The sequence below is a fragment of the Pseudomonas sp. IT-P294 genome (assembly GCF_949767865.1).
Lineage (GTDB): Bacteria > Pseudomonadota > Gammaproteobacteria > Pseudomonadales > Pseudomonadaceae > Aquipseudomonas.
In genome coordinates this window covers 121609-138568 of the sequence record NZ_CATKQW010000055.1, presented here as the reverse complement: position 1 = coordinate 138568, position 16960 = coordinate 121609, and the positions used below count along the sequence as shown (strand labels likewise).

Here is a 16960-nt window from a genome sequence, read left to right as displayed (position 1 = left end):
TCTACTGGCGGGTCTGGGTATATTTTCACAGGCGGATCGCTTCTTTGGAGCAGATCGCCTACACCAACACCACTCGACTTTAATTGCCGGCGTGAGTCGCGAGACGATTGCCAGGACTACGCCGTGGCTGGGAGCTTTTTTCGGCTATGGAAACGGGAACGAATTAAGCAGAACATCTGCACCACAAAGCAGGATTTCCCCAGCGATGTGTTTGATCGCATCGAGGTGATCTATAGCCCGCAACACCTTCATGATCTCAATAATCTGTTGTCATCGGTAGAGTTCGAAAAGCATTACATGATGAGGCAGGGAGTGTCTGGAAAATCCGGTGGGATTCCGTGTATAGTTTTTGAAGTCGGAATGAGTACTCGGTTGCGCAGAATTGTGCGGTTCATGAAGTGGCGCAAAGGAGAGTAAAGTGGCAAAAGTGTCGATTGTACTTACATCTTTCAATCATGATAAATACATCAGGCAGGCGATCGATACTGTTATCAATCAGTCATTCGGTGATTGGGAGCTGATCATCGTTGATGATGTATCGACAGATACTTCTTGGGAGGTGATCCAGACCTATAATGACCCAAGAATCATCAAGATCCGGAATGATCGGACGCGTCGTTATATCTACAACATCAACCGTGCTATCGAAACCCAGTCAACTGGCGAATACGTTGCCATCCATCACTCGGACGATGCCTGGGCATTGGATAAGCTGGAGAAGCAGGTCGCTATACTGGACACGAGTCCGCAACTAGGCGCAGTGTTTTCCCATGTGCAATGTATTGATGAAAACAACCGCTCGTTAACAATCGATTGGTTCGATCAACCCAATAAATCCCGAGCAGCCTGGCTGCGGGGGCTCTTCTTCAATGAGAATCGACTGTGCCATCCGAGTGCATTGGTCAGACGAAGCGCATACGAGCAGAGCGGTTTATATAAGTGTGCACATGCCCAGATCGATGACGCGGAACTGTGGACACGCCTCTTGAAGGTAAGCGACATCCATGTGGTTCAGGAAAAATTGACCTTGCATCGGATTTTCTCCGATCAGTCCAATGCCAGTGGTGATCGGCCGGACAGACGGGCCCGGTTGAAGCTCGAGTGGCACCTGCAGAAGCAGCATTATGTCGACTTGCCACTCGCCGATATTCTTGAGGCCTTTCCGGAGTCTGAGCAATGGGTGACGCCGCAAGGGGCTAACAGTAAATACCTGCTTGCCATGGTCGCCATCAACACAGGCAATTGCCCTGGTACTCGACTATTTGGTATCGAGTTGCTGTACCAGCTAATGACCTGCCCAAAAGAGCAGGAGCATATCGAATCGATTCACGGCTTCAATTATCTTGATTTTATCTCGCTCACAGGTAAGGAGGATTTTTTCTGCCCTGCCACAGTCGTGCCTGTGCCTGTGCCTGAACCTGAATCTCAACCGGTACCTGAACCTGAACCTGTTACCGTCCAACCTGTAGCGTCAGGTGGCCTGCGTGGTTTTGCAGGCAAGGTAATTCGCAAGCTGAGATCTGTGTAATATCGACGTGCTTCTCCGCAGTTGCGTCAGCCGCTGCGGATGGAAGGCTTGCTCGAACTGGGCCCGCGTAAGGCGCCGGAGCGAGCCAGCGCTTGTAATTGCTGCCTGTGTGTTTGCATATGGCATCTGGCGATTTGTTGAGTTGCCAGCCCAAGTCCAACTAAAGAAAATATTTTCGAAGCTAGGCTGCAAGCAAGACAATCAAAGTTTAACCGCATTAACCTGATCAAATAATTTTAAAAAACCCGCTTTGGTGGGTTTTTTTGCATGGAGAAAAGCACGCTCTTCGTAAACGCCCATAAATCCCACCTTCAAAGTTACCACCTGATACCCGATGCGGTGCTTCCGATTCCTTTCTGGAGCCAGCACCTCATGATGCGTATCGATGCAAAAGTCGAAAAAGTCTATCTCTACCCCAAGCCCGTCGACTTCCGAAAATCCATCGACGGCCTCGCGGCTCTGGTCGAACTGGACATCAAGGTCGCGGTATTGACTCGGTGCTTTGTAAGCGCTCCATTTATTCCGTGCTAGTCGAAGGAAAGCAATGATTTACACTGATCCATCGAACCTCGGAATTAATGTTGGTAAAGACTATGCAGTTGTGGACAGGACCGGGAAAAGCTTAAGGTGGTTAAGTTATGTAGGCCCTATGCTCAAGGCTCAACTGTGGGAGGCTACAGCCGTCCCGGAACTTCGCCAACATGCTTGTGCATTGGCTACTCCAGTGGCTCAGGTTTTCACTGCGCCAATGGCGTCGAACTTGATAGAGTTGTTTTCTCTAGGCATTCAGCGGAGTTGCCAATACCCCCGACCGCACCGGATGGATCAAGAACGGTTGGGGGGAGTTTAGGGACTTCAGTAAACCTGGTTCATCGGTTGGCGGTGGGATTGATATAGTCAGGCCCCTTGCCATTCAGAAAACGCCTGACCAGGTCTGTGTACTCCTCGTCGGTTATGTCCCTAACCCTTTGGTATGCGCGCACTTCTATATTATCGCCCAGTGGGAAAACTGTGGGAGTCTGCCCAACAGCTGCGCCGATACCCGTTCCACTGATCATGTCTTTTTGAGCAACTTCTAAAGTAGATTGTTGGCCGGGAGGCATGTGTGTTTGAAAAGGCACACCGACCAAAAAGATCTCGCACTGTCTGATAGCCAGCATGGGTGGGCCGTTGACACTGTCTATCTGCCCAAGTTGGATCAATCGTTGATCATAAGCATGCTTAGTGATAGACGGCTCTATCTGCCAGATTTCGTTGAACAACGCTTGATTTATCGTGGCGCTAGAGGCGAGCAAGCAAAATGTCTTGTTCTGATTCTCCGGTAATGCGAGCCAATGGGCCAAGTCGATGAGGCCGCCTGTAGACTCCTGATGTTGTGGCATCCAGTCTTTGTAAGAGGCAAAAGCAGTGACTTCGAACCGCTCCTTAGATGGCGTTGTAACAGCGCTGCCTATGATTAGGAAGAGGGTAAGGCAGATCGGCGCCATCGGACCAAAGCTACGAGCCAACAGTATCGATAGCCCCGCTAGGCACGTCCCCAGCAAAGGCATGAGCAGTAAAAAGTGATGGTATCCTGGACTTTGAACGCGGAGAAACAATATGCAAGCAATACACGTCGATAGACTGAGAAGGCAGAAAAGGCGCCTGGATTTACCTTGACGATACAACAAAGTGGCTCCTACTACGCATAGTAGAGGGAGGATATAGCCAAATGTGGCTCCAAAAAATTTAATATCGTCAATTAGTGAGTTCTTATAGGACGCGTACAAAGTCGAGTAGTCGTGTTGACCAAAATCTTGCGACCAGACAAACAGAACCCAACTCAATAGAGGTAATGCGGCAAAAGCCATTAGCACAGCTGCGTTTACGGCGCGAAACGCTACCATTCCTCGAGAGGATTGAGCGCGAAGTACCTCAATCAGTACCAGGACGAAAAGGGAGCAAGCTATCCCTGTGGCAGCAAACACATACCAGCGCCGAAAAACGAACATCAGACTGAAGAGTACGCCAAGACTGATGCTGGCTCGCAATAGCGTCTTAGATACCTTACAGGGATGCGCCTTATCGTCTTCTCCCCTGATAGCATCGATCAAGGTCGAGGCGCTTAACAATGCGCCAACAAACAAGATGACACCACCGATGTCCGGCATCAGGAAAAGCGTTGTCCTGAAGAAGAGAGGTACGCCAAAAAAGACTGGGAAGCTCGCAAGGATCCATCGGCTTCGCAGCGACGCATCGCCAGTTAGAGGGGAATCGCCTTCAATTAACCTCTTGGTAAGGTAGGCCACCATTATATAGGCCGGAACGGCATAAAGCGCAGTGATGGTGAGCGAGTAGTTGAGCCGGGTTGGGTACCCTGTCACGAGACTCAACAACGCTGGCAACACCGATGGCAGCATTGAATAATCCGTGGCATAAGTGGACGAAAACATGCCTATGGCTCGTGTCCACAAGCCTGCTTTGAAGAGCTCGTACAGCGTCTCGGTTTTCTCCCAGTAATTTCGGTAATCCCAGTAAAATATGTATGAAGTCTTGCTTTCGGACCAAAAGGCTATAAGCACCAAGCAGGCGAGTACCAAAATGTAAAAAAAAAGAGTTCGCGAGGATGCGGTTTTTCTGCAGGCCACGGAGCCCGTGGTAGAAAAATTGAGGTTGAGAATCAGGAACAGTCCGACAACGAAGAAACCGATGCACAGGAGCATCACGTTCCCGATTAACTTGGCATAGGTGTGCCAGTTAAAAACCTGGAATCCAACAATCGTGCTATCGAAATCGGGTGTGCTTCCAGGAGGCCCGCATCCCAGCGTCACTTTTATTGAAGCAATGCCGGCGTCCATCCGTACGGCTCTCTCAATCCACTTATCTTTCAGGAAACTTTCCTGGGAAATGGTGAAGTTCTTTGAATAGCCAAGATTGCCTTCTGCGTCAAAGGCACTGAGTTCGACAGAAATCCCGTCACTTGCAGTCGGGGTGCCGTCGGCTTGGAATAAAGCTTGTGGGGGTTTGGTGAACAGCAGATTGACCTTTTCGGGGTGGGACCCAAATGTGACCACAAGGGAGTTCAATACGACTGCTGTTCTGTACGCGGGGTGCATATTGTAGCCACTGACCGTGCGGCCCCAATCAATTAATGTGGAGGGTTTGACATTTTCTATTTGAGTGCCGTCTGAGTAGTGCGCTTGAGCACCATCCCCAGACGCAACTTCAATATCGGATGAGGCGTAAAATCCCAATCCAAGCAGGAGCGTGGCGCCAAGCAACCAATATTTAACAGGCCCCATTTCTCGGACGGGTTGGCGGATCAAGAAAAATGCCAAGATGAAGATGGTAATGGCGAGACCGGTACTGAGCATGCGTACGCTGTAGGGTAACGCGGCCAGCGCTTGGTAAAACGCGACGGACACCGGTCCCAGGATCAAAACACCAATCACTGCGGATATTATCAGAAAGATTTTACTGGGCATTATTGAATTCCATTGCCTTGTTTTTGCCGTGTAAGTTGACGTTCATGGCGTAGCAGGCGAGCTACTACGCTCCATGGCGATAGGCCAGATCGCTTACTAACGGGTACTTTTGGAGGCCAGAGCGGGCGAGAATACGTAAAAGCGAGTCAAGGCATACATGGCCAGAGTGTAGGCGATCGCCGCGACAATCTGAGCCAGTATCGCTGCTAACTCAAGTTTGTCCAAAGCTATATGCAGAACAATAAAGTTCAAAGCGAATGCGCCCAAGAACGCAATCAAGTAACGCACGCTTTCTTTTACGAAGTTCCCGTTACTACGAAATACAATCTTTTTGGACAATATAAATCCCAATATAAACCCTGCGGCATAGCCGGATATATTGGCAGCGGAAGGCGAGAAGCCGGCCCACATTGCCAAGAAAATGACTGCAAAGCCCACCAGGGTGTTGAATGCTCCGCTCCCAATATAACGCCCGAGGTATGTCGACTCAGCCTGCCATCTGGACATAGTACTGAGCTCCTAATGGTAGACGTTTGAGCCAAGGTTCAAGTTTGCGCAGGAAGGAAAGTTGCTTCGGAAAGAATAATGTGTATGAGTGTTGCTCTGACGCATAACCAGCGTTCCGAGCGAGATTGAGGGCGGTGCTGAGATTCAACATCTCGGCATCGGCATCGAACGGACAGCGTTCAAAAATCCAGCGTGTCATGGGATTGTAAGGGTTATGTTCAAACATGAACATTTGCCCCTGGGTACTTAACGATTTTCGGCAAAGCACCAGCGCCGGCAGGCGTTCTGCTACTGGAATGTGATGGAAGACATTGGCGGCTATGATGGCGTCAAATTGAATATCGCCGAGGTTCGACCAGTCCGAAAACAGCAAGGCTTCCGCTAATTGACTTGACGCGACCTTTAAAGACTCGGGTGAGACGTCATAGCCCCAGATTTCGCTATCCGGGAAATAGTTCTTCAGGAACTGCAGGCTTCTGCCGGCGCCACAACCAAAGTCGAGGATGCGGGTGACCTTTTTGCCTTTAAGGCGGGAGGCCATAAGCGCTATTTTATACTCGGCAAAGTAAGCATCTTCATTCAACGCGTCGGGGATGGTTTCGCCTAGAACCTTGTTGTATTCATCCGCGAACTTATCAAACTCGGGTTTGTTCATGTAATCCCGCTCCTTGCCAGGTAGTACCGCCGATTGTAAATTGCTGTTTACAGTTTAATTTCAAATATGTTCGGCCGAGGTATTCACCCACCATTCCTATGCATAATGTCTGCACGCCGCCGATAAATAACATAACCGCGATCAGCGATGCCCATCCCGGAGGATATTCAGGATGTAATACTTTAGCCACAATCACAAAAACAGCGGTCACCAAGCTGAGTGCAGCCAGGGCAAAACCGAGGTAGGTGGCAATTCTCAACGGCAAAATCGAGAAACTTGTGGCCATTTTCAGCCAAAGCGATAACAGACGACGAAAATTATAGTTACTTTCACCTTCGTGCCGCGCAAGGTGGACGATATCAATGGCTGTGATGGACTGTGTGACATCCAGGATCAAGCCGTCGATATAGGCATAGGGGCCCTGGTACTTGATAACCTCTTCGACGATCTCCCTACGCATTGCCTTGAATGAAGAAAGGTATAGGCCTTTAGGTTTGTCCAACAACATCGTAGCGACATAGTCGTTGAAGCGACTGCCTGCCTTTTTCCACCAGGCATGCTGCCGATTCAGGTACCGTGTGTAGCAGACGTCATAGCCACTTTCGAGTGCTCGTACCATTTCTCCGAGCGCGGTGGGAGGGTGCTGGAGATCATCATCCATGATCGCGACAAACTGCCCGCGAACGTGGTTCAGACCTGCCATGATTGCATTGTGTTGCCCGGCGTTTTTTCGTAAGTTGATACCGCGGATGAAATCATGAGTCGCGGCCAGAGACTGAATGACTGCCCAGCTATTATCGGGGCCTGCGTCATTCACGAGGATGAGTTCGAAGGAACCTGAAAGCCCCTCTTTAACCATCGCGTCCTGTGTTTGCTGTACCAGCGTCGGCAAAATGGCAGCGCTTCGGTATACCGGCACAACGATAGACAACTTTATATATTTATCTTCTATGATCATCATATTCAGTCAGCTGTCTCACAGTTTTTTCATTTCTTACGCAAGCTCAGGGTCTCTCTCTCGCCCGATTCTATCAACTATCGACTCAATACACTGGCCGATATCTGAATGACCTCTTTTGCGTTATTGGCTACAGATTGACTCAATTTCCGGGTTCTGTACCCAGAGCCCGGAGCCCGGAGCCACTCGGTCTACCGGCTTCCAAGCTTGGGCCCTATGCCTCAGAAACTGCCGCACGGCAATCAGAAGGGAAGGGACCAATTGTCGGATTTGCCAACATTGCGATGTCGTCATCGAGCAGCTGATCGGATTCCTCGGCGCGATTACTGACAACTGGAACGCCACAGCCCATGATCTCGTGAGGCAGCAGGACAGATTCGTTAGCGACAACGCTACCGCCGCATTGCAAGAGCTGCGGAGCTTCGCAAGTTGATCGAGGTTCTGCAGCCCTGCATGTTCGCAGGCAAACGGGAGCGTGTAGTGGTAGCCATCACAAATGTCATATCCGGAATGCACTGTGCAAGCTCCGCCAGTACGAGAGCGTCAAGGTCAAACACCCGTCTGGCCGCAGGTGGACGGACATAAAAGAAGAAGATCGTCAGCACTAAGCGTGTCGCCGCGTTCATTGTGCAGATCAGCCATGAATCAGTCCAACTGATCAACATCCGCGAGCGTCGGGGGAGATACTCTGGCTCAGGCTAGCTATGAAGGCTGCAATGACTTGGCCTGCACTGAGGTTGTTGACGGGTTCCAATTCATCGAGCGCTTAGGTTCGACATTGTCAGTAAGCGCACAATAATCAGATGTCATCGGTAGAATTTGAAAATATTACGCAAAGAGCTTGGGGGATAAGAAAATCCGGGGCGATTCAGCCTTCCTCAGGCCCGCTCCTAGGAGCGTAGCCGCTCCATAAACCCTGCCTCTGGAAGGTGAGGTTTATGGAGCATTTACTTTTTTAGCGGTGCCCTGCACGTGTGTTAGTAGGTAATACCCGGAACCACGGTGGTGACGATGTGTTTGCCATGGTTGCGACAAGCTTCAGCCAACAGACGGGCAAGGATCCGTTCCTGCTCCGCTGGGGTAAGTTTCAGGTTCTTTAACGTCGACTTCAAACCGTCAGCATTAGCGAGCAACGTGTTCAAAATTGTTGGCGCCCCCCAGAATGATCCATTTACTGGGTACGGAAGGTGGTATGAAGTGGGCGCGTCGAATCCAAGAGACTGACAAAGGCTTGAAATGATGACCGCATCGGCGCTAGCGTCATGAATGTTAGGGTCTTCAGGGAAAACCAGTCCCAGATCCATATCGGATGATTCGCCGCTCAGTCGACCCGCGATGACCCCCAATGCATCGTACTTGCCGCCTATCATGTTTTCGATCAGGTACTGCTGATAGGTATCCCGGTCGCTGAAATCGATGTCGATCGGGTCGGCACTGAGGTTGATGTGCGCGATCGCTGTGTAATCCTGGTATGGGACGCTCGCCAGGTGTTTGAGGATCGCAAGTAATGGCTGATCTTCACTCACCAGTATATTCAGTACGGAATATCGCTCCTTCTGAAGGCGCTGCTTCATGGTAAGTGCGGCCAGCTCGTTCGGAGCAAGAATGACGACATCAATCTGGGCTAACTTTTTCACGAGAAGCTTGACGATTTGTCCGATAGCGTCGGCAGAGCGCAGGCTGATAAATATCAGCGATTTCCTATCGGTGGAGATAGAGGAATGACCTTTCCACGAAAGGTTCTGCAAGTTCCATGGTCCCTCAGGGCGGCCTGAACTCAGAAAGTGCGCCAGCGGATCCTGAGCTCCAATAGCCGAGGCATTCATATCCAGGTAAACGCGGGGATCAAAGCCCGGGAATAACTTGCGTCGTAACACGCCGCGCGTCCACGAGCGTACGTATCGGCGAATAGCTTCCGTAGCCGTTGATAGCTGCACACCAGCCGGTGGGTAGAAGTCTAAATCAACTACCCCGGCTTGTTGTATCGTGGTTGCGTCAATATGCTCCTGGCGGGACAGGGCTGCAGTACCCTCTGTAAGGGCGAGTAATTGTTCGACGTAACGGGACATATTGAATTCGCGCGCAGCCAGAGATCGGGCCTGCTCTCCGACCTTATCACGAGCTTCTTGCGACGAGGCCAGTCGAATGAGTTTGTTGGCCATGCTGTGGGGGTCTAGATAAGGCGCGACGCATTCTTCCTGGAGGCCATTGCGCTTAAGAATGTCTGCAATCCCCGTTGTTTTGTCGAAACATAGAACCGGCAGGCCCAGTACCATGGCGTCAATAGCAACGTTGGGCAATGGGTCTAATCGAGAGGTCAACAGCATCATGTCGCTCAAAGCATAGACATGCTCAATGGCGGCGGTTTCGGAAATAATCTTGAATTGTTCCGAGATTCCGGCGCGCTGGATCTGATCCTGAAGGTAAAGAGAGTAATTAGTATCTTTCTCTGGATTGTAGTTATTACCGATCCAGACAAAACGGCATTTATGACCTATAGGTGAATTGATTACACGGGTCGCGCACTCGATAAACAGGTCTACACCCTTGCGGATTTGTACCCAGCCGGCCCCCAATATAACGATCGTGTCATCTTCAAGTCCACCTGGACGCATAATCTTTTGCAGCATTGCCTTCTCTGCTTCGATATGAGCTGGATCATGTGCCTCGCCAGGGATAATGCTTTTGCCTTGCGCCAACACAGGAAGTTGACACAAAGTTAGTTCTGGTAGTACCTGTATTGAACTTTCGAGTGTAATATCGGCAGAAAAAACGGTTTGACTTGCCCACAACAATGCATTTTGGATGGCCGTGCGAGGTCGAATATATACAGCGAACTCGTGAATTAAACTGATTGTCGGGATGTAGCGATCAGCCAGCGGCTTGAGAGCTACATAGGATCCCAGACTATTCACAATCGCAAATTGAAATGAGTAGGTATCGAGGAACTTACCTATTACCCAGTCGGCGTATATCTCTTTATGGTGAAGATCCACGGGGCCGGCAACTATTGCTCCAGCGTCGATAAAAGACTCTACCAGCGGACCGCCACCCAGCAGCATTGTCACTACATTGAATTGTGAGGTGAGGTGCTGGACGATGTTCAGGCTAAGAATAGGCGCGCCGGTTCTCGAAGCCTCATGACTGATTAGCAGAATGGTGGGCTTATCAATAGGCAGCGATTCGATGGGGCTACTCAAATCGATAAGGGGAATACGGCCAAGCAGGCCTTCGGCCCGCCCGTGATCCAGGAAGTGTCGTTCCGGATCAGCGAGCGAGGCGAGAACCGGATACATGGCCCGATAAAAATCGGCGTTGAATGGCTCCGTCGGTTCATGGAGCAGTCCGCCAGCGAGAACCTGCTTTTCGCCCGTGAAGGCGCGAGGGACATGCGATATCGAATTTGGAGCACCTAGGCGGCCTTCTTGGAGACCATGACACAGATAGTGTATGACTGCAGGAGTGCCGGTTGCTTTCACATCGGGGTAAGTTTCGAGGTAGTAATTTTCGTCAAAGGCTTCTCCATTGGGAAGAATAATCGACGGCAGTCTTTTTTTTATGTCTGGTAAACTGATCAGACGCCAGAGTCGTGAGTTAAAGAAGCGCGACCACGAATTGGACAGTTTTTGAATCTGCTCGTGTTTCAGCTCGATTTCACGTTGCGCCTGCTCTTCAAGAAAACGATACTTTTGCAAGTCGGCTTCGGCCGCTACTTCGTACTCTGTTAAAGAGTTCTCCAGTTTTTCGAGATAACCCACGAAACGGGCTTCAGAGGCTTTCCATTCTTCCAGATTTATTTCCAGTTTTTTGTGCTGAGAGCTTAGCTCCGCCAGTTCAGATTTGAGGCGGGCATTTTCGTCGGAAAGTTTAATGATGGTGGATTGTTCTTGATCTTCTTGTTCGTTATTTTTCATGGTCGTCTTCGACGGTAAGTTGCTGTGGATGTTGTGGCGCCGTGTGCCACTTCGGTCTCGGTATTTAGCGCTTTGATCTGCGTTTTTAAATAAATGCTTTCCAGATTGGCATTGGTAAGTATTTTTGGTTCAGTCTGGCCGTTGAGCCTTGCGCTTTCGAGGTGCTGGGCGTGACGCAAGCCAGAGTCTGGATACTCATCGATGTATTTCGATATCTCATCTTCGGTCGGCGCTGCTAGATCAAGCGCCGAGGCAGAATCTAGCCGGCTTAACAGCTTGTTATTGACAGCAATGACGTCTCTGTCTTCCCAAAAACTGAACGTATGGTCCAAACCCATCGGATGGAGGGGGTCACCAAGCTCAACGCCCATGGTACTGAGTGCACGCGCATGTGTGATGGTTCCGCAGCGGTGCTTGGTCAGAACTATAATTGTTTTCTTGGTAGTCAAATGGCTATCGTCCTTGGAAAAAATTCAGCGCTGGTAAACAGGGCGAATGCAGGAACTGAGTGCAACACGGTCATGAATGGATGTAGGCGGCATTATGCTGCATGGCAATGACGTCTTGCATCACCTCACCTATGACTTTGAGCGGGCATTTGAAGTCGAAGCGTTTTGGTGGACGCCTCGTTGATTGCAAGCCAATGGCGTTCAGTGCCTCCCGGTTGCGAGCCGACAAGTGCGTGCCTTTAAGCCGGTACTCGTGGATTAGGAGCGTTGATACTACCATCTGCTTTCTCAATACAACGATTGCTCAAATTATTTCGTCATGGCGAGCCTGGCGGAAGTCTGCCCACTTTTGAGCCTGATGATCTTCAGTCGCTGCGCCACCTACTGGAGCAACTGCCGCATGCGACGAGCGGTCCAAGGCTCGGGAACTCCTGCGCTCCTGACATTCCCGACACGCTCTATCGCAACAACGTCTTGGCAGAGTAGCAGCACAAGCGCCTTCAAAAGCAGCGCGCTCCAGTTCGCAGTTGGACGGTGAATAGGCTGATTGAGCTGCAAGAGGACCAAGTGGCGTTGTATCATCCTCGCCGCGTCATCAAGGATGGCACGGGAATACGTGTGATCCAGTCCTCCAGCGAAGACATTTTCCCAGGCCTGGCGAAGCGCCGGGCTATTGCCCTGCGCGGCCAATGAGCCGCTGCAAGAATAGAAATTTCTTATCATCTGTAATTGAAATCAGGGCGGAAATACATGCTGCACAAGGATAATAACTTGAACTTGTTACGGTTGGTTGCCGCGCTGATGGTTCTATATGCTCATTCATTCGATATTTACGGTAATACCCCGGAAATTTTTATTGGTATTGATTCCTATGGTGGGCTCGGGATCGCAATATTTTTTATCATTAGTGGCTATCTGATTTCAAAAAGCTGGAGTTTTGATCCTTCGGTAATTAGCTTTTTAGTTAAACGATCACTGCGAATATTTCCAGCCCTGATTGTGGTTGTGGTGCTAACTTCGTTTCTGCTTGGTCCCATTTTTTCGACGTTGACAGTCAAGCAGTATTTTTCGGATCTGGCATTTATTATGTACTTGAAAAATATAATTTTAAGTCCGGTATTTTATTTGCCGGGCGTGCTGGAACATTCCAGAATTGCCAATGTGATCAATGGTCCTCTATGGAGTTTGCCTATTGAATTTTTCATGTATTTGGTCGTGGTGGTGCTTGGGCTTCTATTCAATGGCGGTCGTCTTGTATACATAATTACTGCAGCATTGTTTGCGTTGATTGTGGTTTTTTGGTGCTGGCGAGATGCGCCTTTGCTGGTGGTTCACGGTACTGATGTAAGAAACATTCCGTTGATAGGCATCTATTTCATGATTGGGGCATGTTATGCGAAGTGGGGGCTCGAACGGTGGTTCAGTCTCTCCGGCGTAGCTGTCATGGTGATGATTACCCTTCTTCTGGCACCGTATTTATCGTTTTCGAAAGCCCTGTTATGGCTTACGTTGCCGTATGTCGTCTTGGCATATGGACTTTCCAGAAGTTGGTTGGGGAGTTTGGTTAATAAAGTGGGTGACTGCTCTTACGGAGTTTATATCTATGCTTTTCCGGTTCAGCAGTTTGTTTTGCTAAAATTCCCTGACATTGCCTATTCAACCTACCTTGTTGTTACAGTGGTCATTACGCTGGTTTTAGGATACGCCTCTTGGCATTTGATAGAGAAAAGGGTTCTGAAATTCAAGCCAAAAAATAAAGTCAGGTCTGTATCGAATGGCGCTGATACCGATTCGGCGTTTAATCCTGTAGTGGGTATAAAAGCACTTAACTAATCCCCGATGATGTGCTCCCGATTCTTTTCGGAGCCAGCACCTCATTTTGCGGCCGACGCCAAAGTCGAAAGCTGGAATAGCATGAAGACGTTCGGCCGGGAGTTGTCCTGGATTGCCGGTTGATAGTCATTCGGTCGAGCCTGCCATGCGGCCCCTCGACTGGATCAACCAGCAGCGCCGCCTCGAGCCCTGATCGTTTCACATCCTGTAACTGACACATTTTTGACAGGCTCCAGACATCGCCTAAGTTTGGGAGGCAGCTTCGGAAAAGCTGCTTTCTCAATCGATGTCATGGAGCTTCATTTATGCGTACTGGCTATTTCTACACCCTGGTTTTTGCCCTGCTCACCAGCGCCTCTATTGCTGCAATAGCCGCGCCTGCGGTGAAGCCTGAGACAGGCAATGCACCTTTGGTGCAGGAAGTTTCCCCTAAAGCGCAGACTGGAAAAGTCGATCTTAATGGCGCTGATGCACCCACCCTGCAGCGGGAGCTGTCCGGTATCGGAGAAGCCAAGGCCAAGGCGATTGTTGCTTATCGTGACAGTAATGGTCCATTTTCGTCCGTAGACGAATTGCTGGAAGTGAAAGGCATCGGTAAAGCGATCCTGGATAAGAATCGCGAGAAGCTGGAAGTGAACTAAGCTTCAAGATCAACGCTAAGAGGCCGGTCATTGACCGGCCTTTTTGCATTGTGGCGTTAAGCGAGGTGGTGTGCCTTTCATCGGAGTCAGAAAAATTACGACTATCATATTGCCTTAAGATTATGCCTATAATAATTCTCCTATTTGCCGATGCGCCCAGGCGCTCATCTCTCTATCGCATCCTCAGGAGCTCGCTCATGAACACTCTCCAGACTCAAGGTACAGCCCTCGTCACCGGAGCATCCTCCGGTATCGGTGCAATTTACGCTGAGCGTTTGGCGGCTCGTGGTTTTGATTTGTTGCTGGTTGCTCGTGACGTGCAGCGGCTGGAAGCTGCGGCGAGCACGTTGCGCGCCGAGCATGGCATTAAGGTGGAGGTGCTCAAGGCAGATCTCACACAACGGGATGATGTGCTGAAGGTGGAGCAACGGCTTCGCAGTGATTCGAGTATCAGCCTGTTGCTCAACAACGCGGGCGTAGCTGCCGATGGTTTGTTGGCAAACGCAGACATGGAGCAACTGGAACGGCTGATCCAGCTTAACGTTACAACGGTCACTCGCCTGGCATCGGCAGCCGCCGCCAGTTTTGCCAAGGCTGGGCGCGGCTCGATCATCAATATCGCCTCGGTGGTGGCGTTGTTCCCCGAGCGATTCAACGCGACTTACAGCGCCAGCAAGGCTTATGTGTTGAGCCTGACCCAGTCGTTGAACGCGGAGCTGGAAGGCACCGGGGTCAAAGTCCAGGCGGTGTTGCCGGGCGTAACACGCACCGAGATCTGGGAGCGTTCCGGTATCGATGCAACACAGATTCCGGCGGAGATGGTCATGGAGGCGGGGGAAATGGTAGACGCGGCGTTGTCCGGTCTGGATCAGGGTGAGCTGATCACCATTCCTTCGTTGCCGGATGCGTCCGAATGGGATGCCTTTGTGGCGGCGCGTCTTGTCATGGCGCCTAATCTTTCCAAAAGTACGGCCGCCGCGCGCTATAAGTAAGGCGCCTTCAATCGGTTTGAGGTAATTGCGGTATGAGTGATCGTCGAGTAGTGGTAACAGGCATGGGGCTGGTTTCTCCGCTGGGTAGCAGCGTTGAGGCCGTGTGGGAGCGTCTGTTGGCGGGGCGCTCCGGGTTGCGTCAGTTGCCTGAGGAGGTGGTCGCTGATCTGCCGGCCAAGGTCGGTGGCGCTGTGCAGACGTTGGCGGAGGATCCCGAAGCGGGTTTCGACCCGGATCGTGCGACGCCGCCCAAAGAGCAGAAGAAGATGGACCGCTTCATCCTGTTTGCCATGGAAGCTGCGCGCCAGGCGTTGGAGCAAGCCGGCTGGCAAGCCCAGGATGCCAACGCCCAGGAGCGCACGGCCACGATCATCGGCTCGGGCGTCGGTGGTTTCGGTGCGATTGCCGATGCGGTTCGAACCACAGACAGCCGTGGTCCGCGACGTCTGTCGCCGTTCACCATTCCCTCATTTCTGGTCAACCTGGCGGCCGGCCATGTGTCGATCCAGCATGGATTCAAGGGCCCGTTGGGTGCTCCGGTGACGGCGTGTGCGGCCGGGGTCCAGGCGATTGGTGACGCGGCGCGGCTGATCCGGTGTGGTGAGGCGGACATCGCCGTGTGCGGTGGCGCGGAGGCCGCGATCGATCGCGTCAGTCTTGCCGGGTTTGCCGCGGCTCGTGCGTTGTCCAGCGGTTACAACGACACCCCGGAGCGCGCCTCAAGGCCGTTCGACAGTGGCCGTGATGGCTTTGTGATGGGCGAGGGCTCAGGACTTCTGGTGATCGAATCACTGGAACATGCGCTGGCTCGCGGTGCTCAACCTTTGGCCGAACTGGTCGGTTACGGCACCACTGCGGATGCCTTTCACCTGACCGCTGGCCCTGAAGACGGCAGCGGTGCGCGTCGGGCAATGTCGTTGGCGTTGGCCCAGGCAGGCATTTCGGCTGCACAGGTGCAGCATCTCAACGCTCACGCCACCTCCACCCCGGTAGGCGATCTTGGAGAGTTGGCGGCGATCAAGTCGTTGTTTGGTTCGGACAATAAGATCGCAGTGACCTCGACCAAGTCGGCGACCGGCCATTTGCTTGGCGCGGCAGGCGGGATCGAGGCGATTTTCACCCTGTTGGCGATCCGCGATCAGATCGTTCCGCCGACGCTCAACTTCGAAAACCCGGACCCGGCAGCGCAAGGCGTGGACATCGTCCACGGTCAGGCACGGCCGATGGCCATCGAGTATGCATTGTCCAACGGATTCGGCTTTGGCGGTGTGAACGCCAGCGTGCTGTTCAAGCGCTGGGAGGGTTAAGCCAGAGGCTGTTTGAGAAAAGTGCCGGTCACGTCGAGAATCCGTTGGGCCAGTTCCGGGCTCTCGACACTGCGCGACAACAGCAGCGCCCCGACCAGGGCGGACATGATGAAGATGCTGCGATCAGCGGCATCTTCACCTTCAAGCGCGCCTTGTACTTGTTCAAGCCTTGCATGGAGCACTGCGTCGGAAGTCGGGCTCGGTTGTCCGCGCAATCCCAGTTCCGACGACATGGTCGGCAGCGGGCAACCCTCATGGGGTGAAGTCTGGTGCCATTGTGACAAGTAGGTGTCGATGAACGTTTCCAGCGGGCGTTCCTGAGCGAACAGCTCGGCGCAGATGACGTCGCACTGTTCACCTGCGGCCTGCAGGGCTTTTTCCACCAACTCGTCCTTGGACTTGAAATGCGAGTAAAAGCCGCCGTGGGTCAATCCCAATGCTTTCATCAGCGGTTGCAGGCCGGTCGCGCCGATACCGTCACGGCGAAATCGTTCTGAAGCTTCTTTGATTATGCGTTGGTGTGTCTGGGCTTTATGGTCCTGCGAGTAACGCATCGTGTATCTCCGCAACAATGCGCCATCTTAACCAATGGAAATGGGATGGTGACTGTACTTCTACTTCTAAAAAGCATGCAGATGCGTCGATCTTGGTCGAAGGGCGTCTCCAGTGGTGGCACGAATAGTGATTACTCATTAGCTGACGATTGTTGAAC

13 protein-coding genes and 1 pseudogene are annotated in these 16960 nt (G+C 51.6%); 7 read left to right on the top strand and 7 right to left on the bottom strand.

All coding sequences use genetic code 11. From position 1 onward, the window contains the following. Positions 1–99: 99 nt before the first annotated feature. The 3 genes and pseudogenes from ACM6I0_RS25085 to tnpB form a co-directional block, all read left to right on the top strand. Positions 100–315, top strand: a pseudogene (locus tag ACM6I0_RS25085) (IS3 family transposase); the annotation flags it as partial. Between the two features lie 103 nt (positions 316–418). Next, positions 419–1528 carry a glycosyltransferase gene (locus ACM6I0_RS25080; RefSeq protein ID WP_414923553.1) on the top strand — a complete coding sequence of 370 codons (1110 nt, stop codon included), beginning with the start codon at positions 419–421 and terminating at the stop codon, positions 1526–1528. A 372-nt stretch (positions 1529–1900) separates the two neighbouring features. Next, positions 1901–2059, top strand: a complete 159-nt coding sequence (gene tnpB, locus ACM6I0_RS25075; RefSeq protein WP_414923552.1) for an IS66 family insertion sequence element accessory protein TnpB — start codon at positions 1901–1903, stop codon at positions 2057–2059. A 338-nt stretch (positions 2060–2397) separates the two neighbouring features. On the opposite strand, the gene ACM6I0_RS25070 is transcribed toward tnpB, so the two are convergent. The 6 genes from ACM6I0_RS25070 to ACM6I0_RS25045 form a co-directional block, all read right to left on the bottom strand. After that, positions 2398–4992, bottom strand: coding sequence for a hypothetical protein (locus tag ACM6I0_RS25070; RefSeq protein ID WP_414923551.1), 2595 nt, complete (start codon positions 4990–4992; stop codon positions 2398–2400). A gap of 96 nt (positions 4993–5088) precedes the next feature. Beyond that, positions 5089–5499: a GtrA family protein gene (locus ACM6I0_RS25065; RefSeq protein WP_414923550.1), complete on the bottom strand. Its 411-nt coding sequence runs from the start codon at positions 5497–5499 to the stop codon at positions 5089–5091. Beyond that, positions 5480–6154, bottom strand: a complete 675-nt coding sequence (locus tag ACM6I0_RS25060; protein WP_414923549.1) for a class I SAM-dependent methyltransferase — start codon at positions 6152–6154, stop codon at positions 5480–5482. The genes ACM6I0_RS25065 and ACM6I0_RS25060 overlap by 20 nt, the downstream gene beginning before the upstream one ends. Continuing rightward, positions 6135–7115: a glycosyltransferase family 2 protein gene (locus tag ACM6I0_RS25055; protein ID WP_414923548.1), complete on the bottom strand. Its 981-nt coding sequence runs from the start codon at positions 7113–7115 to the stop codon at positions 6135–6137. Before ACM6I0_RS25055 ends, ACM6I0_RS25060 begins: the two co-directional genes overlap by 20 nt. 974 nt (positions 7116–8089) lie before the next feature. Beyond that, positions 8090–11026, bottom strand: a complete 2937-nt coding sequence (locus ACM6I0_RS25050) for a glycosyltransferase (protein WP_414923547.1) — start codon at positions 11024–11026, stop codon at positions 8090–8092. Further along, on the bottom strand, positions 11023–11475 hold the full coding sequence (locus ACM6I0_RS25045; protein ID WP_414923546.1) for a hypothetical protein: 453 nt from the start codon (positions 11473–11475) through the stop codon (positions 11023–11025). Before ACM6I0_RS25045 ends, ACM6I0_RS25050 begins: the two co-directional genes overlap by 4 nt. Before the next feature lie 750 nt (positions 11476–12225). Between ACM6I0_RS25045 and ACM6I0_RS25040 the strand changes: the two genes are divergently transcribed. From ACM6I0_RS25040 to fabF, 4 genes are all read left to right on the top strand, one after another. Beyond that, complete coding sequence (locus ACM6I0_RS25040) at positions 12226–13308, top strand: acyltransferase family protein (protein WP_414923545.1); 1083 nt, start codon at positions 12226–12228, stop codon at positions 13306–13308. Positions 13309–13613: 305 nt separating this feature from the next. Continuing rightward, complete coding sequence (locus tag ACM6I0_RS25035; RefSeq protein ID WP_414923544.1) at positions 13614–13949, top strand: ComEA family DNA-binding protein; 336 nt, start codon at positions 13614–13616, stop codon at positions 13947–13949. 197 nt (positions 13950–14146) lie between these two features. Continuing rightward, on the top strand, positions 14147–14941 hold the full coding sequence (locus tag ACM6I0_RS25030) for an SDR family NAD(P)-dependent oxidoreductase (protein WP_414923543.1): 795 nt from the start codon (positions 14147–14149) through the stop codon (positions 14939–14941). A 32-nt stretch (positions 14942–14973) separates the two neighbouring features. Then, entirely contained in the window at positions 14974–16248 is a 1275-nt protein-coding gene (fabF, locus tag ACM6I0_RS25025) for a beta-ketoacyl-ACP synthase II (RefSeq protein ID WP_414923542.1), read from the top strand. On the opposite strand, the gene ACM6I0_RS25020 is transcribed toward fabF, so the two are convergent. After that, a complete protein-coding gene (locus ACM6I0_RS25020) occupies positions 16245–16802 on the bottom strand; it encodes a TetR/AcrR family transcriptional regulator (RefSeq protein ID WP_414923541.1) in 558 nt (185 codons plus the stop codon). The two genes, fabF and ACM6I0_RS25020, sit on opposite strands and share 4 nt — an antisense overlap. Positions 16803–16960 lie beyond the last annotated feature (158 nt).